16 protein-coding genes and 1 tRNA gene are annotated in these 17,101 nt (G+C 64.4%); 8 read left to right on the plus strand and 9 right to left on the minus strand.

Annotated features, from left to right (window positions below; genetic code table 11):
• Positions 1-16: 16 nt before the first annotated feature.
• Together B215_RS0109240 and B215_RS0109245 are read right to left on the minus strand one after the other, a co-directional pair.
• Positions 17-1,777 (minus strand): EAL domain-containing protein, encoded by a 1,761-nt coding sequence (locus tag B215_RS0109240; protein WP_152997794.1) that lies wholly within the window; start codon positions 1,775-1,777, stop codon positions 17-19.
• Positions 1,750-1,839, minus strand: a tRNA-Ser gene (locus B215_RS0109245). Before B215_RS0109245 ends, B215_RS0109240 begins: the two co-directional genes overlap by 28 nt.
• 182 nt (positions 1,840-2,021) lie before the next feature.
• Here B215_RS0109245 and B215_RS0109250 point away from each other — a divergent pair.
• The 8 genes from B215_RS0109250 to B215_RS0109290 all read left to right on the plus strand — a co-directional run bounded on the left by B215_RS0109250 (position 2,022) and on the right by B215_RS0109290 (position 9,688).
• Positions 2,022-3,059: a lytic murein transglycosylase gene (locus B215_RS0109250; RefSeq protein WP_019369368.1), complete on the plus strand. Its 1,038-nt coding sequence runs from the start codon at positions 2,022-2,024 to the stop codon at positions 3,057-3,059.
• 222 nt (positions 3,060-3,281) lie between these two features.
• A complete protein-coding gene (locus tag B215_RS0109260) occupies positions 3,282-4,448 on the plus strand; it encodes a D-alanyl-D-alanine carboxypeptidase family protein (RefSeq protein ID WP_019369369.1) in 1,167 nt (388 codons plus the stop codon).
• A gap of 5 nt (positions 4,449-4,453) precedes the next feature.
• A complete protein-coding gene (locus B215_RS0109265) occupies positions 4,454-5,440 on the plus strand; it encodes a DNA-directed DNA polymerase (RefSeq protein WP_019369370.1) in 987 nt (328 codons plus the stop codon).
• 54 nt (positions 5,441-5,494) lie between these two features.
• Positions 5,495-7,000: a methionine--tRNA ligase gene (gene metG, locus B215_RS0109270; RefSeq protein ID WP_019369371.1), complete on the plus strand. Its 1,506-nt coding sequence runs from the start codon at positions 5,495-5,497 to the stop codon at positions 6,998-7,000.
• On the plus strand, positions 6,997-7,776 hold the full coding sequence (locus B215_RS0109275; protein WP_019369372.1) for a TatD family hydrolase: 780 nt from the start codon (positions 6,997-6,999) through the stop codon (positions 7,774-7,776). The genes metG and B215_RS0109275 overlap by 4 nt, the downstream gene beginning before the upstream one ends.
• A gap of 22 nt (positions 7,777-7,798) precedes the next feature.
• Positions 7,799-8,569 (plus strand): MBL fold metallo-hydrolase, encoded by a 771-nt coding sequence (locus tag B215_RS0109280; protein WP_026009118.1) that lies wholly within the window; start codon positions 7,799-7,801, stop codon positions 8,567-8,569.
• Positions 8,566-9,189 carry a retropepsin-like aspartic protease family protein gene (locus B215_RS0109285; RefSeq protein ID WP_019369374.1) on the plus strand — a complete coding sequence of 208 codons (624 nt, stop codon included), beginning with the start codon at positions 8,566-8,568 and terminating at the stop codon, positions 9,187-9,189. Before B215_RS0109280 ends, B215_RS0109285 begins: the two co-directional genes overlap by 4 nt.
• Before the next feature lie 208 nt (positions 9,190-9,397).
• Entirely contained in the window at positions 9,398-9,688 is a 291-nt protein-coding gene (locus B215_RS0109290) for a helix-turn-helix domain-containing protein (RefSeq protein ID WP_019369375.1), read from the plus strand.
• A 135-nt stretch (positions 9,689-9,823) separates the two neighbouring features.
• Here B215_RS0109290 and B215_RS0109295 read toward each other — a convergent pair whose 3' ends face one another.
• Genes B215_RS0109295 through B215_RS0109325 form a run of 7 tightly spaced genes read right to left on the minus strand, consistent with a single transcriptional unit; the run spans position 9,824 to position 16,771 of the window.
• A complete protein-coding gene (locus B215_RS0109295; protein WP_026009120.1) occupies positions 9,824-10,867 on the minus strand; it encodes a potassium channel family protein in 1,044 nt (347 codons plus the stop codon).
• A gap of 17 nt (positions 10,868-10,884) precedes the next feature.
• Positions 10,885-11,298 (minus strand): Na+/H+ antiporter subunit G, encoded by a 414-nt coding sequence (locus B215_RS0109300; protein ID WP_019369377.1) that lies wholly within the window; start codon positions 11,296-11,298, stop codon positions 10,885-10,887.
• Complete coding sequence (locus B215_RS0109305; protein ID WP_019369378.1) at positions 11,295-11,564, minus strand: K+/H+ antiporter subunit F; 270 nt, start codon at positions 11,562-11,564, stop codon at positions 11,295-11,297. The genes B215_RS0109300 and B215_RS0109305 overlap by 4 nt, the downstream gene beginning before the upstream one ends.
• Positions 11,561-12,049, minus strand: coding sequence for a Na+/H+ antiporter subunit E (locus tag B215_RS0109310; RefSeq protein WP_026009121.1), 489 nt, complete (start codon positions 12,047-12,049; stop codon positions 11,561-11,563). The genes B215_RS0109305 and B215_RS0109310 overlap by 4 nt, the downstream gene beginning before the upstream one ends.
• Positions 12,046-13,572, minus strand: coding sequence for a monovalent cation/H+ antiporter subunit D (locus B215_RS0109315; protein WP_019369380.1), 1,527 nt, complete (start codon positions 13,570-13,572; stop codon positions 12,046-12,048). The genes B215_RS0109310 and B215_RS0109315 overlap by 4 nt, the downstream gene beginning before the upstream one ends.
• On the minus strand, positions 13,569-13,922 hold the full coding sequence (locus B215_RS0109320) for a Na+/H+ antiporter subunit C (RefSeq protein WP_019369381.1): 354 nt from the start codon (positions 13,920-13,922) through the stop codon (positions 13,569-13,571). Before B215_RS0109320 ends, B215_RS0109315 begins: the two co-directional genes overlap by 4 nt.
• Complete coding sequence (locus tag B215_RS0109325; RefSeq protein ID WP_237718459.1) at positions 13,919-16,771, minus strand: monovalent cation/H+ antiporter subunit A; 2,853 nt, start codon at positions 16,769-16,771, stop codon at positions 13,919-13,921. Before B215_RS0109325 ends, B215_RS0109320 begins: the two co-directional genes overlap by 4 nt.
• Positions 16,772-17,101: the final 330 nt, after the last annotated feature.

Here is a 17,101-nt window from a genome sequence, read left to right on the forward strand (position 1 = left end):
GACATGCCGCTTTCCCTCAGACGGCCTTGGTCGGACGCTTACCGGTAAAGGCTTTGTCGATCTTCAGAAAATCAACGGGCATGGTAAGCAAATGGGTTAGCGAGGCATAGCCGGTGCCGAAATCGTCGAGCGCGACGGCCAGCCCTTGAGACCGGAACCAGCGGAGCGCATCCGCGACCACGGTGTCCCCGCGGCCGAGATACACGGTCTCGGTGATCTCAAGCGTCAGATGGCGGAGCGGCACACCGTATCGGCTGAACGTCGCCGGGATGATGTCGCGTAGCTTGCCGCCATGGAAATCGCTCGACGAGAAATTCATCCCCACATGCGGCGGGGCAACCCCAAGATCGCACCACTGGCGCAGATCGAGTGTAACGCGTTCCAGCATCCGTTCGGTGATCGCGCCCGCTACCTTGCCGTCGGTCGTCGCCTCGAAAAAGTCAGCGGCGGGAATAATCCTATCACCGTCGCGGATACGACATAGCGCCTCAAACCCCAGAACCTCGCCCGTGTTGAGATCGAATAGCGGCTGGTAATAAGGGATCAGCCGGTCTTCCGCGAGTGCACGTTCGACGAGATTGATGGCTTCCAGGCGCTGCGCCATTCGAGTGGCAATGCCCGGCCAATAGCGCACGAAGCTGCCGCGCGCGGTTTCCTTGGCGTGATACAGCGCCAGATCGGCGTTAATCCGAACCTGTTCCGCCGTATCGCCCTCGGCGATGACGGCACCGCCCGCTGTACCGCGGGGAACGACGTTACGTTCCTCTAATTCAGGCTGGCGGGCCAGGGCGGCGAGCAGACGGCGCGCGGTCCCAGCAAGGTCGGCCAATGCCGCCGGGCTCTGAAGGAGTACTGCGAACTCGTCGCCGCCCAGGCGATAGGTGCGATCCGGCGCAGCCGCCTCCGACAGGCATTTGGCGGCGTGGGTAATCAGCGCATCTCCCGCGACATGGCCAAACGTGTCGTTCACGATCTTCAGATTGTCGAGGTCGACCAGGATCAACCCCCAGCTCCCGGCGTCGCGATCCAGATCGCCGATCGATGCATTGAACGCCGAGCGATTGGGCAGGCCGGTCAAGCCATCCTGTACCGCGCGCCGAACCTGCTTGGCGCGCCAAATATCCTGCTCGATCGCGATTGCGCAGAGATGCAGGCAGACCTGTACCATCCGGCGTTCCAGAGGCGTGGGGCCGCGCGGCACGCGATAGTAGAAGGCGAGGACGCCAACCACTTCCCCGCGGCCGTTCTTGATCGGGCTCGACCAGCAGGCGCGCAGTCCGAGCGGAAGGACGAGATCGAGAAACTTGGCCCAGTTCGGATCGCGTTCGATGTCCGTGCTGACGTGAGGTTCGCCTAGGAACGCGGCGGCGCCGCATGAACCCACCTTCGGCCCGATCATCAAACCGTCGATCGCGTGCAGATAATGCTCGGGCAAACGTGGCGCAGCCACGGGATGCAGCCGCCCTGCGACATCGACGCGCAGGACGGAGCACAAAACCTCGGGCAGCTGCACTTCAACTTCGCGGCACAGCCGGTCCGTTACCGATACGAGATCGGCTCCTTTGGCCACCAGTTCCAAAATGTCGTTTTGAAGCGAGATATCCACTCTATCAGCACCCACAGGACTCCCGCCCGCTACCCTGCAGGGTCCAGGTTTCGCGGTCGATAACGGCGGGCGTCGCGAAACTACGTAAGCGGTGAACGCTGTACCATTTCGGGCGACGAAAGTTGGAACCGCATGCGGAGCTGTGGCGGAAGAGGTGGGATTCGAACCCACGGACGGGTTGCCCCGTCGCTGGTTTTCAAGACCAGTTCCTTAAACCACTCGGACACTCTTCCGTACCGCGCGTCGCAGCAAGGGCGGGCGGCGTGCGATGCGGCCTAGTCGCACTTTGCGTCCGGATCAATCATCTTGCGCAGTTGGGGTGATGGCCATCGGTTGATGCCCTGGGAAAGCTTTTTCGTCGCTTTGCGGCTGGGGCGGGGTTTCTGTGCCAGCGCTGCTGTGCAACAGCGGGGGCATGCCGTTTTCACGTTCGTGTCGCAGCGCCCTGGCAGTCCTTGCGCTTTTCGCCGTTTCGCTGGTCCGCCCGGCGGTCGCCCAGGACGATGCCGGCTTTCAGGCCTATCTGCCGACGCTTTCCGCACAGGCCGCCGCCGCTGGCGTCAGCCAGCGCACTATTGAGGCGGTGTTCCCCACCTTGACCTACAATGCGCGCGTCGTCGAACTCGACCGGCAGCAACCCGAGAGCCGCCCGAACGCGCCTATCCCCGCCTTCGCACCCTATAGCGCGCGGCACGTGGACGCCGATCGCATTAATCGCGGCCGCACCGCGTATCAGCGCGCACGCGCCCGACTGGCCGCCATCGAGCGCGAGACGGGGGTGCCCGAATCGATCATGGTCGCGATCTGGGGACACGAGACCAGCTATGGCCGGGTGATGGGCGGGTTCGACCTGCCGAGGGCGCTGGCGAGCCTCGCCTATGAAGGGCGGCGACGGGCACTGTTCACCGAAGAATTCGTAGCGACGCTGAAGATGATGGATCGCGGCATCCCGCGCGCCAAACTAGTTGGAAGCTGGGCCGGCGCGTTCGGCGGACCGCAATTCCTTCCCAGCGTCTATCTCCGTCTGGCCCGCGACGGCGATGGCGACGGGGTCGCGGATATCTGGAGCAGCGATGCCGACACGTTGGCTTCGATCGGCAATTACTTCGTCAATGCGGGGTGGCGCCCTGGCGTTCCCTGGGGCTTTGCCGTGTCGGTACCGGCGGGGATCAACCGCAGCAGCCTTGCCAACCGGACCACCAGCCCCCGCTGCCCGCGCGTGCACGATCGGCAGAGTGAGTGGAAGACGATGGCCGAGTGGCGCGCCCTGGGCGTGGTGCCGCAATCGCGGACCTGGCCCGCCGACGACGTGCTCGCCACCCTGTTGGAGCCGGACGGGCAGGGCGCCACCGCCTATCTGCTCACCGGCAACTACCGGGTTATTTTGGATTACAATTGTTCGAACTTCTACGCCTTGTCGGTGGGCTTGCTTGCCGATGCCGTGGAGCGTTGAGCGGAGGAAGCCATTTTCTCGCCGCTGCGGCGCGGAGATGCTTGCCCAGACGCCATCGGGGTTCGTAAAGGCAGCAAACGGCGTTTCCACGCCCCGACTGCCGCAATCTCCCTTCAGGGACCGCGGAAGTGGGGCAAAAAGGCGCCGCTCGGGCGGAAATGGGAGATGCGCGCCTGTTCCACGCTCGATATGGGGTAACTTTTCGCGTTCTGGATCGACATCATGAAGAAGCTCGCCGCCATCTCGTTCCTGGCGCTCGCCATCGCCGCTCCCCTGCAAGCCGCCGGGCCCGATTTCCCGACGCCGGCACCGATCGCCTATATGGAGGACATGTCTTCCGGCGCGATCCTGTTTGCGAAGGACGCTGACCGCCGGATCCCACCGGCCTCCATGGCGAAGATGATGACGGTCTATGTTGCGTTCGACCTGATTAAGAAGGGCGAGCTGAAGCTCGACCAGCAAATCGAAGTGCGACCGGAAACCTGGAAGAAATGGCATTCGCAGGGCTCGACGATGTTCCTCGCGGTCGGCGAACGACCCACCGTCGCCGATCTGCTGAAGGGTATCGTCACGCTCTCGGGCAACGATGCGTGCGTCGTGCTGGCCGAAGGCGTGGCGGGAACCGAGGAGGGTTTCGTCAACCTGATGAACGATCGGGCGAAGAAGATCGGCCTCACCAACAGCAATTTCGGCAATTCCAACGGGTGGCCGGATGAGGGCCGCACCTATGTAACGGCGCGGGATCTTGCGCATCTCGCCGCCGCGACGATCCGCGACTTCCCCGAAATGTACAAGCAGTTCTATTCGCTGCCGACGTTCAGCTGGGGTAAGACGCTGGGCGCCGGCGCCGACATCACCCAGGCCAATCGCGATCCGCTGCTCGGCAAGGTGGCGGGCGCCGACGGCCTTAAGACCGGCCACACCGAAGAGGCGGGCTATGGCTTCACCGGATCGGCCGAGCAGAATGGCCGCCGCCTGGTGATGGTGATCGCCGGGCTGGATACCTATAACGGCCGCGCAGCGGAATCGGTGCGCTTCATGAACTGGGGCTTCGCCGCCTGGAAGACCAAGCCGGTCGTCACCAAGGGCCGTGCCGTGGGCGACGTGCTCGTCCAGGGCGGGGATGCGAGCCATGTGGCGGTGATCGCGCCCAACGATCTTAACATCACCCTGCCGGCCGGCCTGACGCCGAAGCTGACGGGCAAGATCGTCTATCAGGGCCCGGTGAAAGCCGGGTTCAAGAAGGGCGATCATATTGCCGACCTGATCGTGGAAGGCGAAGGCATGCCGCAGCAGGTGCTGCCGCTGGTGGCCGCGGAGGATGTTGGCCAGGCCGGCTTCTTCCGCCGCGCCTGGACGGGCTTCCTGTCGCTGTTCGGGATGGCCTGACCCCGTTGGCGCCTACGCTGATCGGCAATCACGCTGCGCACGATGCGCTCGCTGCCGCCATGGCGAGCGGCGCGCTGCATCATGCCTGGCTGATTGCCGGCCCCGAAGGCGTAGGGAAGGGAGGATTCGCGCGGATCGCCGCGGCGCGTATGCTGGCTGAAGCGGCCGAGCCGGATCTGCTCGGCCCCGGCTGGGCCGTGCCGGATTCGACCCGCACGGCCAGCCTAATCGCGGCCGGCAGCCATCCGGACCTGAAGGTCCTGGCCAGGCTGCCCAAGGATGCGGACAAGCCCGATGAAGCGCTTGCCCGATCGATCACCATCGCACAGGTGCGCAGCCTGCAACCGCTGTTCGCGACCAAGCCGTCGCTGGGTTCGCGCCGGGTAGTGGTCATCGACGCGATCGACGATCTAGAGCGCGCCGGTGCCAACGCGCTGCTCAAGAACCTCGAGGAGCCACCGGCGGGAACGATCTTCCTGCTCGTCAGCCATGCGCCGGGACGACTGCTGCCAACGATCCGCTCGCGCTGCCGGCTGCTGCGGTTCGAGCCGCTGAGCGACGCCGAGACGGCGACGGTGCTCCGCCGCGAGGCGCCGGACGCAAGCGAGATCGAGATCGCGGCGCTGGTGGAGGCGGCAGGCGGCTCGCCGGGGCGTGCCCTGCGGTTTGCCGGTCTGGATCTTTCGGCGCTGGAAGCGGATATGGCGCAGCTTGCCGATCGCGGCGACCCCGACAATGCCGTGCGGACAAGACTGGCGCGGCAACTCGGCGCCAAGGCCGCCCAGCCGCGCTACGAAGCCTTTCTTGAGCGCGCGCCGAGCTTCATCGCCGGGCGCGCCCGCCGGATGGAGGGGGAGGCGCTGCGCACCGCGATCGACGCCCATGCAGCAGCGCTGGACTTGGCGGGGGCGGCGCTGGGCCTGTCGCTCGACGCAACTGCCACGGTGTTCGAAATGAGCGGCATCCTGGCTAGGCTCGCACAAGGTCGATAACGGCGCTGAGCGTACAGGTTGCCCGTTGCTGCGCCGCATCCTAAAGCGGCGGGCATGGCTGACCCCTTCTACATCACCACCGCGATCCACTATCCCAACGGCAAGCCGCATATCGGCCACGCCTATGAGATGATCGCTGCCGACGCGATCGCGCGTTTCCAGCGCCAGCAGGGTCGCGACGTTTTCTTCCAGACCGGCACCGACGAGCATGGCCTCAAGATGGTGCAGACCGCCCGCGCCCGCGACATGACGGCGCGCGAGCTCGCCGATGAAATGTCGAACTACTTCCGTGTTATGGCGGATAAACTCGATATTTCGTGCGATCGTTTCATCCGAACCTCCGAGGCCGATCACTATCGCGCCAGCCAGACGATCTGGGAGAAGATGGCGGCCAAGGGCGACCTGTATCTCGATCGCTACGAAGGCTGGTATTCGGTCCGCGACGAGGCCTTCTACGAAGAGAAGGAACTGGTCGAAGGGGAAGGGGGCCAGAAGCTCTCGCCCCAGGGCACGCCGGTGGAGTGGACCAAGGAGGAGACCTGGTTCTTCCGTCTTTCGAAGTACCAGCAGCCGCTGCTCGACTTCTATGCCGCCAACCCCGACTTCATCCGCCCGGAATCGCGCCGCAACGAGGTGCTGCGCTTCGTCGAGGGCGGGCTGGTCGATCTCTCGGTCAGCCGCACCAGCTTCGACTGGGGCGTGCCGGTGCCGGGTTCGCCGGGCCATGTGATGTATGTCTGGGTCGACGCGCTGACCAACTATCTGACCGGCGCCGGCTACCCCGACGATGCCGAGCGGCTGGCACGCTATTGGCCGGCGGACCTGCACCTGATCGGCAAGGACATCGTCCGCTTCCACACCGTCTACTGGCCGGCCTTCCTGATGTCCGCCGACATCGCGCTGCCTCGCCAAGTGTTCGGCCACGGCTTCCTGCTCAACCGCGGCGAGAAGATGTCGAAGTCGGTCGGCAATGTCGTCGATCCGATGGAACTGGCGGAGACCTATGGCGTCGATGCGCTGCGCTATTTCCTCCTGCGCGACGTCAGCTTCGGCCAGGACGGCACGTTCAGCGACGAGGCGATCGTCACCCGCGCCAATGCCGATCTCTCGAACAGCTTCGGTAATCTGGCGCAGCGCACGCTCAGCTTCATCGCGAAGAACTGCGACGGCGCGGTACAGGCCGGCCGCGCCGAGGACGCCGATGCGGTGCTGCTGACTGAGGTCGACACGGCCTGCGCGGCCTTCACGCGCGCGTTCCAGGATCTGGCGCTCAGCCAGGGCGTCGAGGCCTGGATGACGGGCGTGTTCGCCTGCAACCAGTATATCGACGCGCAGGCACCGTGGACGCTCCGCAAGACCGATCCCGAGCGGATGCACGCGGTGCTCGGCACGCTGCTCAAGGCAATCCGTCGCCTCGGTGAAACGATCGAACCGGTGGTGCCGACCTCGGCGGCCAAGCTGCTCGCTCAGCTTGGACCAGAGGGCGATGCGGACTTCAAGATCGCGGCGCCAAGCCCCATCTTTCCGAGGCTTGAACTCCAGGCTTCCGAGGACGCATGAAGCTCGCCGACAGCCATTGCCACCTGATCTACAAGGGTCTCGGCGAGCAGCAGCCCGAGGTGCTGGCGCGCGCCCGCGACGCCGGCGTGGTGGCGATGCTCAACATCTCGACGCGCGAAAATGAATGGGACCAGGTGATCGCCGTCGCCGAGCGCGAGGCCGATGTCTGGGCGAGCGTCGGCATCCACCCGCACGAGGCGGACACGCACCCCCATGTCGACACCGCCAAGCTGGTCGAGCGCGCGCAACACCCGCGCGTCGTCGGCATCGGCGAGAGCGGCCTCGATTATTACTATGATCACAGCGACCGCGATCGCCAGCGGGCGAGCTTCCGCGCGCATCTCGCGGCATCGCGAGAGACCCAGCTGCCGATCATCGTCCATACCCGCGATGCCGAGGCGGACACCGCCGAGATCCTGCGCGAGGAAATGGGGAAGGGGGCCTTTCCCGGCGTGATCCATTGTTTCACCGCCAGCCGTGCCTTTGGCGAGATCGCGTTGGAACTCGGCTTCTACATATCGATTTCGGGTATCGTGACGTTCAAGAACGCCAAGGACCTGCAGGAAACCGCTGCCGCGCTGCCGCTCGACCGGCTGCTGATCGAAACCGACGCGCCGTTCCTGGCGCCGGTGCCGCATCGGGGCAAGACCGGCGAACCCGCCTTTGTGGCCGACACCTGTCGTTTCCTGGCGAAGCTGCGCGGGGAAGATCCAGAGGCGCTGGCAGAGGCCACACGGTTGAATTTCCACACGTTGTTCACGAAAACAAACGGGTGATCCGGCTGGTGGCGCGTTCTTGCTGAGCCTTCGCATTCTCGGTTCGGGTACCTCTTCGGGCGTACCCCGCATCGGCCCCGATTGGGGCATGTGCGATCCGGCCGATCCACGCAATCGGCGTACTCGCGCCTCTGTTCTGGTGCGAAGCGCCACGACGACGATTCTGGTCGATACCAGTCCCGATTTGCGCGAACAGCTGCTGGCGGCGGACGTTTCGAACCTTGATGCGGTACTCTGGACGCATGATCATGCCGATCATTGCCATGGCATCGATGATCTGCGGCAGATCATGCACGCGCGCGATGGCCAGCCGGTGCCAGGCTGGGCGCGGGCGTTCACGCTCGATCAGCTTGCCAAGCGGTTCCCCTATATCTTCGAAGGTCGAGGGAAATTTTATCCTCCCGTGGTTGCTGCGGCGCTGCTGACGGACAGGTTGGACATTGGCGATATCACCGTACGAGTCGTCGAACAGCCGCACGGCGGGATCACCTCGGCTGGATTGCGCTTCGAACACGGCGGCAAGTCCATTGGTTATGCCACTGATTTTCATGCGTTTACAGACGAGATGCGGGCGCACTATGGCGGGCTGGATCTGTGGGTTGTAGATGCATTGCGGCGAGCGCCGCACCCGACCCACCCTCATCTGGGGGCAGTGCTCGAATGGATCGCGGAATTGGCACCGAAGCGCGCTGCGCTTGTTCATATGGATCACTCGATGGACTATGCCACGCTGCTAGCCGAACTGCCTGCCGGTGTAGAACCGGGCTATGACGGGTTGGAGTTGATCGTGTGAGCAGTTCCGATGGCGTCCATTTTGTTTGGTTGATCGGCGCGCTGGTACTGGTGGTCAGCGCCTTATCGGTTCGCCGGGTCGGCTTTGGGCTGTTGCTGCGCACGTTGCTGGGCTGGGCGGCGATTATCCTCCTGGTGCTGATCGCCGTCGGTTATCGCTACGAATTGGCCGGCGCATGGTCTTCGTTGACAAACCGGCTGGGGCTTGAGGAGCAGCGGGTCGAAGGTGGTACGGTACGGATCCGGATGAGCCCCGACGGCCATTTCTGGGCCCGCGTGGAGCTGAACGGCGTCGAGCGCCGCATGCTGATCGACAGCGGCGCGACCGTGACCGCCATCTCGCAGCGAACCGCGGCGGCGGCTAGAATTGAGGCCGCCGACGGACTTCCTGCGATCATCACCACGGCCAACGGCAATGTCGCCGCGCAACGCGCCCGGGTCGGCGAGCTTGTGCTCGGGCCGCTCAAGATGCGCGACCTAGGCGTGGTGATTTCGGCGAGCTTCGGAAACATGGATGTGCTCGGCATGAACTTCCTGTCACGGCTGCATAGCTGGCGCGTGGAGGGAAATGTCCTGGTGCTGGAGCCGGTGGACCCGGCGGGTACGAGCACGCGAGCGTAGCGACGACGTGCGGCGTAGCTGGGATATGTTCCAGGAACGCTTTGTACGGTTATATATTTTACATAATGTAAATTATCAATCCATTTGCTAACTGGGGGCTGTAAGCGCAACGTGGAAATGGGACATCTCCGCTAAATAGAAACGGGACAGCCTCCGTTTCGCAGCGGCTCGGTGCCATGCAGTCCTCGGCAACGAGGATGTGCGCACGATGACGGTGATCGCGATGAGCGCTGCGGAAATCTCACGGTACGAAACGCTGCAGCGGGTTGAGCGCCGCGAGATTACCGGCAGCGAGGCCGGCGATCTGTTCAGGCTATGCCGGCGCCAGGTCTATCGGCTCCTGGATAGTTTCCGCGCTGAAGGCGCTGCCCGTCTCGCCTCTCGCAAGCGCGAGTTCAGCCGCGTCGTCGAGCGCGCGGCGGAAGCCGGTAACGACGATTTCATCCGGTGCCGCCTTCACCTGATCCGTAGTAAAACATTGATCGCATCGATCGGGTAACTGGGCTGACGCGGCCCCTCCTCCCCAACGCCTCGGAGTGGTCAACCCAGCGAAGGCACGCAGATCAGGGCAGTCACTCCATAGCGAGGCGCCGAAATGCCACGGATAGGCAATCGGTCGCGCCTCGAAGCGCAATCAAGCGTGTGCGCGATCGTCTCGCTCGCGGGTGGGCACGACCTCGACGATGACATCACCTGCCTCCAGGCGACCCGCCGCGGCTTCCCAAAAACCGAAGATCGCACTGCCGCGATAGATGCGGTGCCCTAAGCCCGTCGTAATCGCGCTCAACGGTTTGCCGATCTCGTCTGGGGTGATGGCGCGTTCGCGCAGTGCCACCCGCCCGTCGGTCGCCGCCAAGTCGGCCATATAGTCGGCGAGATGCGCGCCGTGGGTGGACACGGCGAGCAGCAGTCCGGCGAAGCTCGCCGGGTTGATGACGGTGTTGGCGCCCGCCTGAAGCGCGATCGCTTCGTTGTCCGTCGAGCGGATGACGACGCTGATCGGCAGTTCCGGCGCGAGCCCGCGCGCGGTGAGTACGATCAGGATTGAAGTATCGTCGCGCCCCGCAGCCACGATCAGTGCGCTTGCCGTCGCGATGCGTACCGCGTCTAGCGCCGCGTTACGCGTGGCGTTCCCTTCCATCACGGCCACACCGAGCGCCTCGGCATTACGAAGCGCGGCCGGATTGTCGTCGATAACGACGATGGTGTCCGGATCGGCGCCCCGCCGGATCAGTTCGTTGGCGGCTTCCGATCCGCTGTTGCCGAAACCGGCGATGACGACATGGCCCTGCAGCCGTTGCTGGATCATCGACATGCGCCATCGCTCCCAAACCCGCTTGAGCAGAAAATCATAGGCGGTTCCCAGAAAGATCAACCACACAAACAGCCGGATCGGCGTGACGACGAAGGTGTCGAACATCCGCGCCTGCTGCGTCACCGGCACGATATCGCCATAGCCGACGGTGGTGACGGTGATCATGGTGAAGTAGAGTATGTCGGCGAAGGTAACGGGCTCGCCGGACGATTGGCGCAGGCCGTCGCGGTCCAGCCAGTGCACCGCCAGCGCGATGCCGATCAGCCCGAACGCAAGCAGCGCGCGCCACGAGAGGGCCAGCCAAACCGGCGTTTTTGGCCGCCGATACAGATGATAGTGCGTCGTCTGGCTATCGCGGTCCACGATGCGTTCCGATGACGTCAACTGCTTGCCGTGGAGGCGGGCGTATCGCGGGCCGGCGCTTCAAAGGTTGCCCAATCGCCTTGTTCGGTGGGGCGCGGCGGCGGGCCCGCAATGCTGTCCGGCTCGGTCACGGCACCGATCCGCACGCGGTGCAGATGCACTTTAGCGATCATGTTCGCGGAAATCGGTGCGGTGATGAACAGGAACAGCGAGATCAGCAGTTCGTGCGCGGTCCAGACGCCCAGCTTCGCCTGAAAGTAAACGACGGAGGCGACCAGCAGCGCGCCGAGCCCGAGCGTGGTCGCCTTGGTGGGGCCGTGCAACCGCTCCATCGTCGAGGGCAGCCGCACCAGCCCCCAACTGCCGATCAGCACGAAGGCAGCTCCCAGCAGCAGCAGCACGGTGACGGCAATCTCTGCGATCAGGCTCATTCGACGATGTCTCCGCGCAGCACGAACTTGCAATAGGCGATGGTGCTCACAAAGCCCACCATCGCCAGCAGCAAGGCCGCTTCGAAATAGGTATCGTTGCCGCCGATCATGCCGATCAGTACGATTAGCGCGATTACATTGATGACCATGGTGTCGAGCGCCATGATCCGATCGCCCAGCGCCGGCCCCTGCAGCAGGCGCCAGCCGTTGAGCAGCAGGGCAAGCGCGGCGCAGCCCTCGGCGATATGGAGCGCGATGTCGATCATGCGAACACCCGTTGCAGCCGCGCCTCGTAGCGAGTCTTGATCCGCACAACCTCGGCCGCCGGATCTTCCACATCGAGTGCGTGCACCAGCAGATAGCGCCCATCGGCGGAAACGTCGGAAGATACCGTGCCGGGCGTAAGGCTGATCGTACCTGCCAGCATGGTGATCGCCTCGGGTGTGGTCAGGTCGATCGGCACGATCAGCCAGCGCGCGCGAAGATCGCGGTTACGGCGGAAAAGGATCAGCCAGGCGACCTGGAAATTGGCAATGAGGATGTCGAGCAGCACGATGCCCAAATAGGCTACAAAAGCGCCGCGGAACCGCATCCTGGGCCGGTCTGGCCAGAAGGGCTGGGTAAATTTGGGCAGCGCCAGCGCAAAGATCGCGCCTAGGGCGATGCTGCCGGCCGTGATGGCATTGGCCATCAGCAACCACACGATCAGCAGCATCGCGGACAGCCCAGGATGAGGGAGCAGATGCCTCACGGCGCGCTATCTCCCAGCACAGCTGCGACGTAGCGGTCGGGGGCCAGGATCTGCGCCGCGGCAGCACGCGTCTGCTTCGTCATCCATCCCCCTGTAAAGGAAAGTAGAGCGAGGATCATCATCAACGCCAGCGGTGCCGCGAGTTCGATGCGAGAGCGCGGCACCGCAGCGACGGCATCGGCGTGTGGCGGTGCGGTCTTCCAGAAGATCGTGCTGCCGCTCCGCGAGAAGCCGATCACGCCGATCAGCGTGCTGAGGAGAATCGCGGTCCAGATCGCCTGCCAGCCCTGCACGCCGAAACTTGCGTCGAGGATTAGCAGCTTGCCGATGAAGCCAGCGAGCGGCGGCAGCCCCACCGCGGCGATCCCGGCGGTCAGGTACAGAAGTCCGGCGGCGTCCTGTCCGGCAAAACGCGGGCTCGGCACGATCGCATCGCCATATTGACCCCGCCGCCGGAGCGTGACGTCCGCGACCAAGAAAAGCGCGGCGCCTGCCAGCGTCGCCTGCACCATGTAGTAGAGGGCGGCAGAAAGCGCCGCTTCATTCCAGCAGGAAACGGCCATCAGCAATGTCCCGGTGGATGCGAGCACCGCGAACGCCGCCTGCTCGCGCAGGCCCCTCGCCGCCAGCACGCCCACAAAGCCGACCACCGCGCCGGCGATCGCGGCAGGCAACAGATAGGGTGCAGGTACCCACGCCGCTGCGCCAGCCTGCGCGCCGAAGATCAAGGGCACCGTACGGATCATCGCATAGACGCCCAACTTGGTCATGATGGCAAACAGCGCCGCCACGACCGGCATCGTCGCGGCATAGGTGCGCGGCAGCCATAGGTGGATCGGCACCACCGCCGCTTTCAGCGCGAACACCGCCATGAGCAGCAATGCCGCGACCCGCAGCAGCCCTTGGTCCTCCGCTCCCAGGCCGGCAACCCGCACGGCAAGATCGGCCATGTTGAGTGTTGCTGTCAGGCCGTAGAGCAAGCCCAGCGCGATCAGGAACAGCGCCGATCCGATGATGTTGACCACGACATAGGCCACGCCCGCCTTCAGCCGCAGCGCCCCCTGCCCGTGCAGCATCAGCCCATAAGACGCGATCAGCAGCACTTCGAAGAACACAAACAGGTTGAACAGGTCGCCGGTCAAGAATGCGCCGTTCAGCCCCAGCAGCTGAAAGTGAAACAGCGGATGGAAATGCCAGCCCTTTCGATCCGCGCGGGTGATCACCGCGTGGGACAATACGATGATGGCAAGCACGGCCACCAGCACCAGCATCGTCGCTGCCAGCTGATCGAGCACCAGCACGATGCCGAACGGTGCCGGCCATGCACCCACGGCATAGCTGCGGATCGCGCCGTCCTGGGCCACGATGAATAACGCGACGGCGGCCGCTAGCATCATGAGGCACCCGGCCAGCGACAGATAGAGACTGAAAATCCGACGCCGCCGCATCAACAGCATCGTCACCGGCGCGGTTACCGCCGGCACGACGATCGGGGCGATCATCAACTGGTCAAGCGGCATCATGCGCCCTTCTCCTCGTCCGGATCGACGCGGCCGTCGACCTGGTCCGACCCGCTTTCGAGGAAACTGCGCAGCGAAAGGATCACCGTCAGCGCGGTCATGCCGAAGGTGATAACGATGGCGGTAAGCACCAGTGCCTGCGGCAAGGGATCGGCATGCTCGATGACGCCCTTGGCGTACAGCGGCGGCCGGTCGACGATCAACCGGCCGATCGCGAATAGGAACAGGTTCACCGCATAGGAAAGAAGCGTCAGCCCCAGCACGACCTGGAACGTCCGACCTCGCAGCGCAAGGTACACGCCGCCCGTGACCAGCACCGAGATGGCGGAGGCGACGAGGAATTCCAGGCTCATGCCCCCTCCCCCTCACTCTTCGCCGCGCGTTGAGCGACATGGCTCAACTGCGATAGCGCCATCATCACCGCGCCCACTACGACGGCGGCGACGCCCAGATCGAACAGCATCGCCGTCGCCAGCTCGAACTCGCCGATCAGCGGCAGGTGGAAGTGGCCGAAGCTGCTGCTGAGAAACGGTGCGCCGAAAACCAGCGCGCCCAGGCCCGTCGCGGCGGCGATCAGGACGCCGAAACCGATCAGCTGGTGCTCGCCGATCTTGCGCCGCTCGTCGGTCCAATCGAACCCCGATGCCAGATATTGCAGCAGGATCGCTATCGAGAAGACCAGCGCGGCGATGAAGCCGCCACCCGGCTGGTTGTGCCCCCGCAAGAAGATGTAGATGCCGACGAGCAGAGCCAACGGCAGCAGCAATCGCGTGGCCATGACGAACATCATCGGATGGCGCTCCGGTGAATGCAGATCCGCCGATCGCCATTCGCGCAGCCGCCGCCCGGCAGCGCCACGCGCCGCGGGCTCCAGTAGAGCAAAGATGGAAAGCCCCGCGATGCCGAGAACGATGATCTCGCCAAGCGTATCGAAAGCGCGGAAGTCCACCAACGTAACGTTGACGACATTGGTGCCACCGCCGCCCGCGTAGCTGTTTTCCCAATGAAAGCGCGAAATTCCCTCGCGCACCGGCCGCGTCATGATCGCCCAGGCAAGCCAACCTGTGCCCCCGCCGGCTGCAATCGCGATGGCAGCGTCTCGCAGGCGCCGCCCCACACCCGAGAGCCGCGGCGGCGATCCGGGCAGCAGGTGCAGCGCGAGCAGCATCAACAGGATCGTCACCACCTCCACGGCGATCTGCGTCAGCGCAAGGTCGGGGGCCGACAGGTGAACGAAGGCAAGCGCCATGACGAGGCCGATGACGCTGATAAAGATCAGCGCTAAAAAGCGCCGCCGATCAACAGCGACCACTGCGACGGTGGCGATCATCAACGCTCCCCAGGCAACGATCGCCACCGGCGATGCGGGGTTGGTCGCGCCCGCGCCCGCCGGGGCACCGAAGCGGAGCGCCGCCTCTAAGCCCAGCGCCAGAACAACGATGAAGAGGACGAAGACGTAACGCTGCAGCGCGGCTACGTGTACCAACGCGGAGGCTTGGCGCATCGCTCGAACGAAGACCTCGATACTCGCATCGAACATCCGCTTGGCGTCCGGCGATGGGAGTTGCTCCATCCCTGCGGCGACGATGCGATATCCCCACAGCAGCAAGATCGCCACGGCTACCGCCCCCATGCTCATCAGCAGCGCCGGATTAACGCCGTGCCATAATGCGAGGTGCAATGTGGGCGCGGCAGTGCCGGTGACCACTGCACTTGCCGCCGCGACAAGCGGCCCTGCCAGCGTCATCGGCAACAACCCGAGCGCGAGCGCAATCAGCACCAGCAATGCGGGCGGACCTAGCAACAGCGCCCTCGGATCATGCGGCGCCGTAACCTCCCCGGTGCGGCGCGGGCCGAAATGCAGCCCAACCGCATAGCGGAGCGAATACGCCGCAGACAGCATCGCCGCGACCGTCGCCAGCACCGGCACCAACAACGCCTGGCCCATGAAGACGGTGTGCGCGCTTTGCTCAAGCATCATCTCCTTCGAAATGAAGCCGCCGAGCGGTGGCACACCCGCCATTGCCGACGCTGCCAATACGCCCAGCGTCGCCGTGAGCGGCAATACGCGCGCCAACCCGCCAAGGCGGCGGATGTCGCGCGTACCGGTTTCATGGTCGATGATGCCGGCATGCATGAAAAGCGCCGCCTTGAACGCCGCATGGTTCAGGATGTGGAAGATCGCAGCCGTTACCGCTGCGACCGTCCCGAAGCCAAGCAGCATCACCATCAGCCCCAACTGGCTGATCGTCGAATAAGCAAGGATCGCCTTCAGATCATACCGGAACAGCGCGACGCCGGCGCCGAACAACATCGTCGCAAGCCCTACCGGGACAACGATCGAGAACCACAGATCCGTGCCGGCGAGCACCGGCCACAGCCGCGCGAGAAGGAACACTCCTGCCTTCACCATCGTCGCCGAATGCAGATAGGCGCTCACCGGAGTCGGCGCGGCCATGGCGTGAGGTAACCAGAAATGGAACGGAAACTGCGCGGATTTCGTGAAGGCGCCGATCAGGACAAGGATCAGAATCGCCGGATAGAGCGGCGATGCCTGCACCATCTGACCGCGGGCGAGGATCTCCGCCAGTTCATAGGAGCCCGCCGCCTTGCCGAGCAACACCATTCCCGCGATCAGCGCCAGACCGCCACCGCCGGTGATCGTCAGTGCCATGCGGGCGCCCTGGCGCGCCTCCGCCCGATCGCGCCAGAAGCCGATCAGCAAAAACGATGCGAGGCTGGTCAACTCCCAGAAGACCAGCATTAGCAGCACGTTGCTTGCAAGCGCGATGCCCAGCATTGCCCCCTGGAACAGCATGAGGAACGACAGGAAGCGCGCCGTCGGCTCGTCCTTTCCCAAATAGCCCTGGGCATAAACAATGACGAGCAGTCCGATGCCGAGGATCAGGCCGGCGAACAGCAGTGCAACCGGGTCCATCCACAGGCTGAGGTCGAGCCCGAGCATGGGGATCCAGCCCAGCCGGATCGTCGGCGCGTCGCCGGCCAGTGCAGCACCGGCCTGCGAAAGCAGCAACGCCAGTCCGACCGCGCTGCCGCTCGCCGCAATACCGATATGCATCCGGCGCGATGCGCGCCGAGCCAACAACAACAATAGAACCGCACCAAAAGGCAGACAGATCAAGGCCAGCAAGGCCACCCGTATTTCCCCTTCACGTCGCTGTACGCATCGCCCTGCATCCACAGATAGATAACCACCCGTGTACCCATCCGGACGCCATTTGAACACGAAAAGGGGATGTTTTTATCCACTCAGGCGCTGCTTCACGCCGAAGGCAACCTGAATGCCGCAGCGCTCGCCAGGCGCTCGCTTCCCTGCCGGGTGGCGGTGGCAACACGCTCTACCACTCGCTTTATGCCAAGATCCAGTTACGGGAGCCCGTCACTTTCCTATCGGCCGGGTTCCGACGCTGGTCACAGGAGAGAAGGGCCTGCAAGTCCTTCGCACAGGTCTGATACGCGTCCCACACACGAAAACGCCCCTCGGACTTGCACCGGAATGCAAAGCCAAGGG

The sequence above is a fragment of the Sphingomonas sp. ATCC 31555 genome (assembly GCF_000282895.1).
Taxonomy (GTDB): domain Bacteria; phylum Pseudomonadota; class Alphaproteobacteria; order Sphingomonadales; family Sphingomonadaceae; genus Sphingomonas.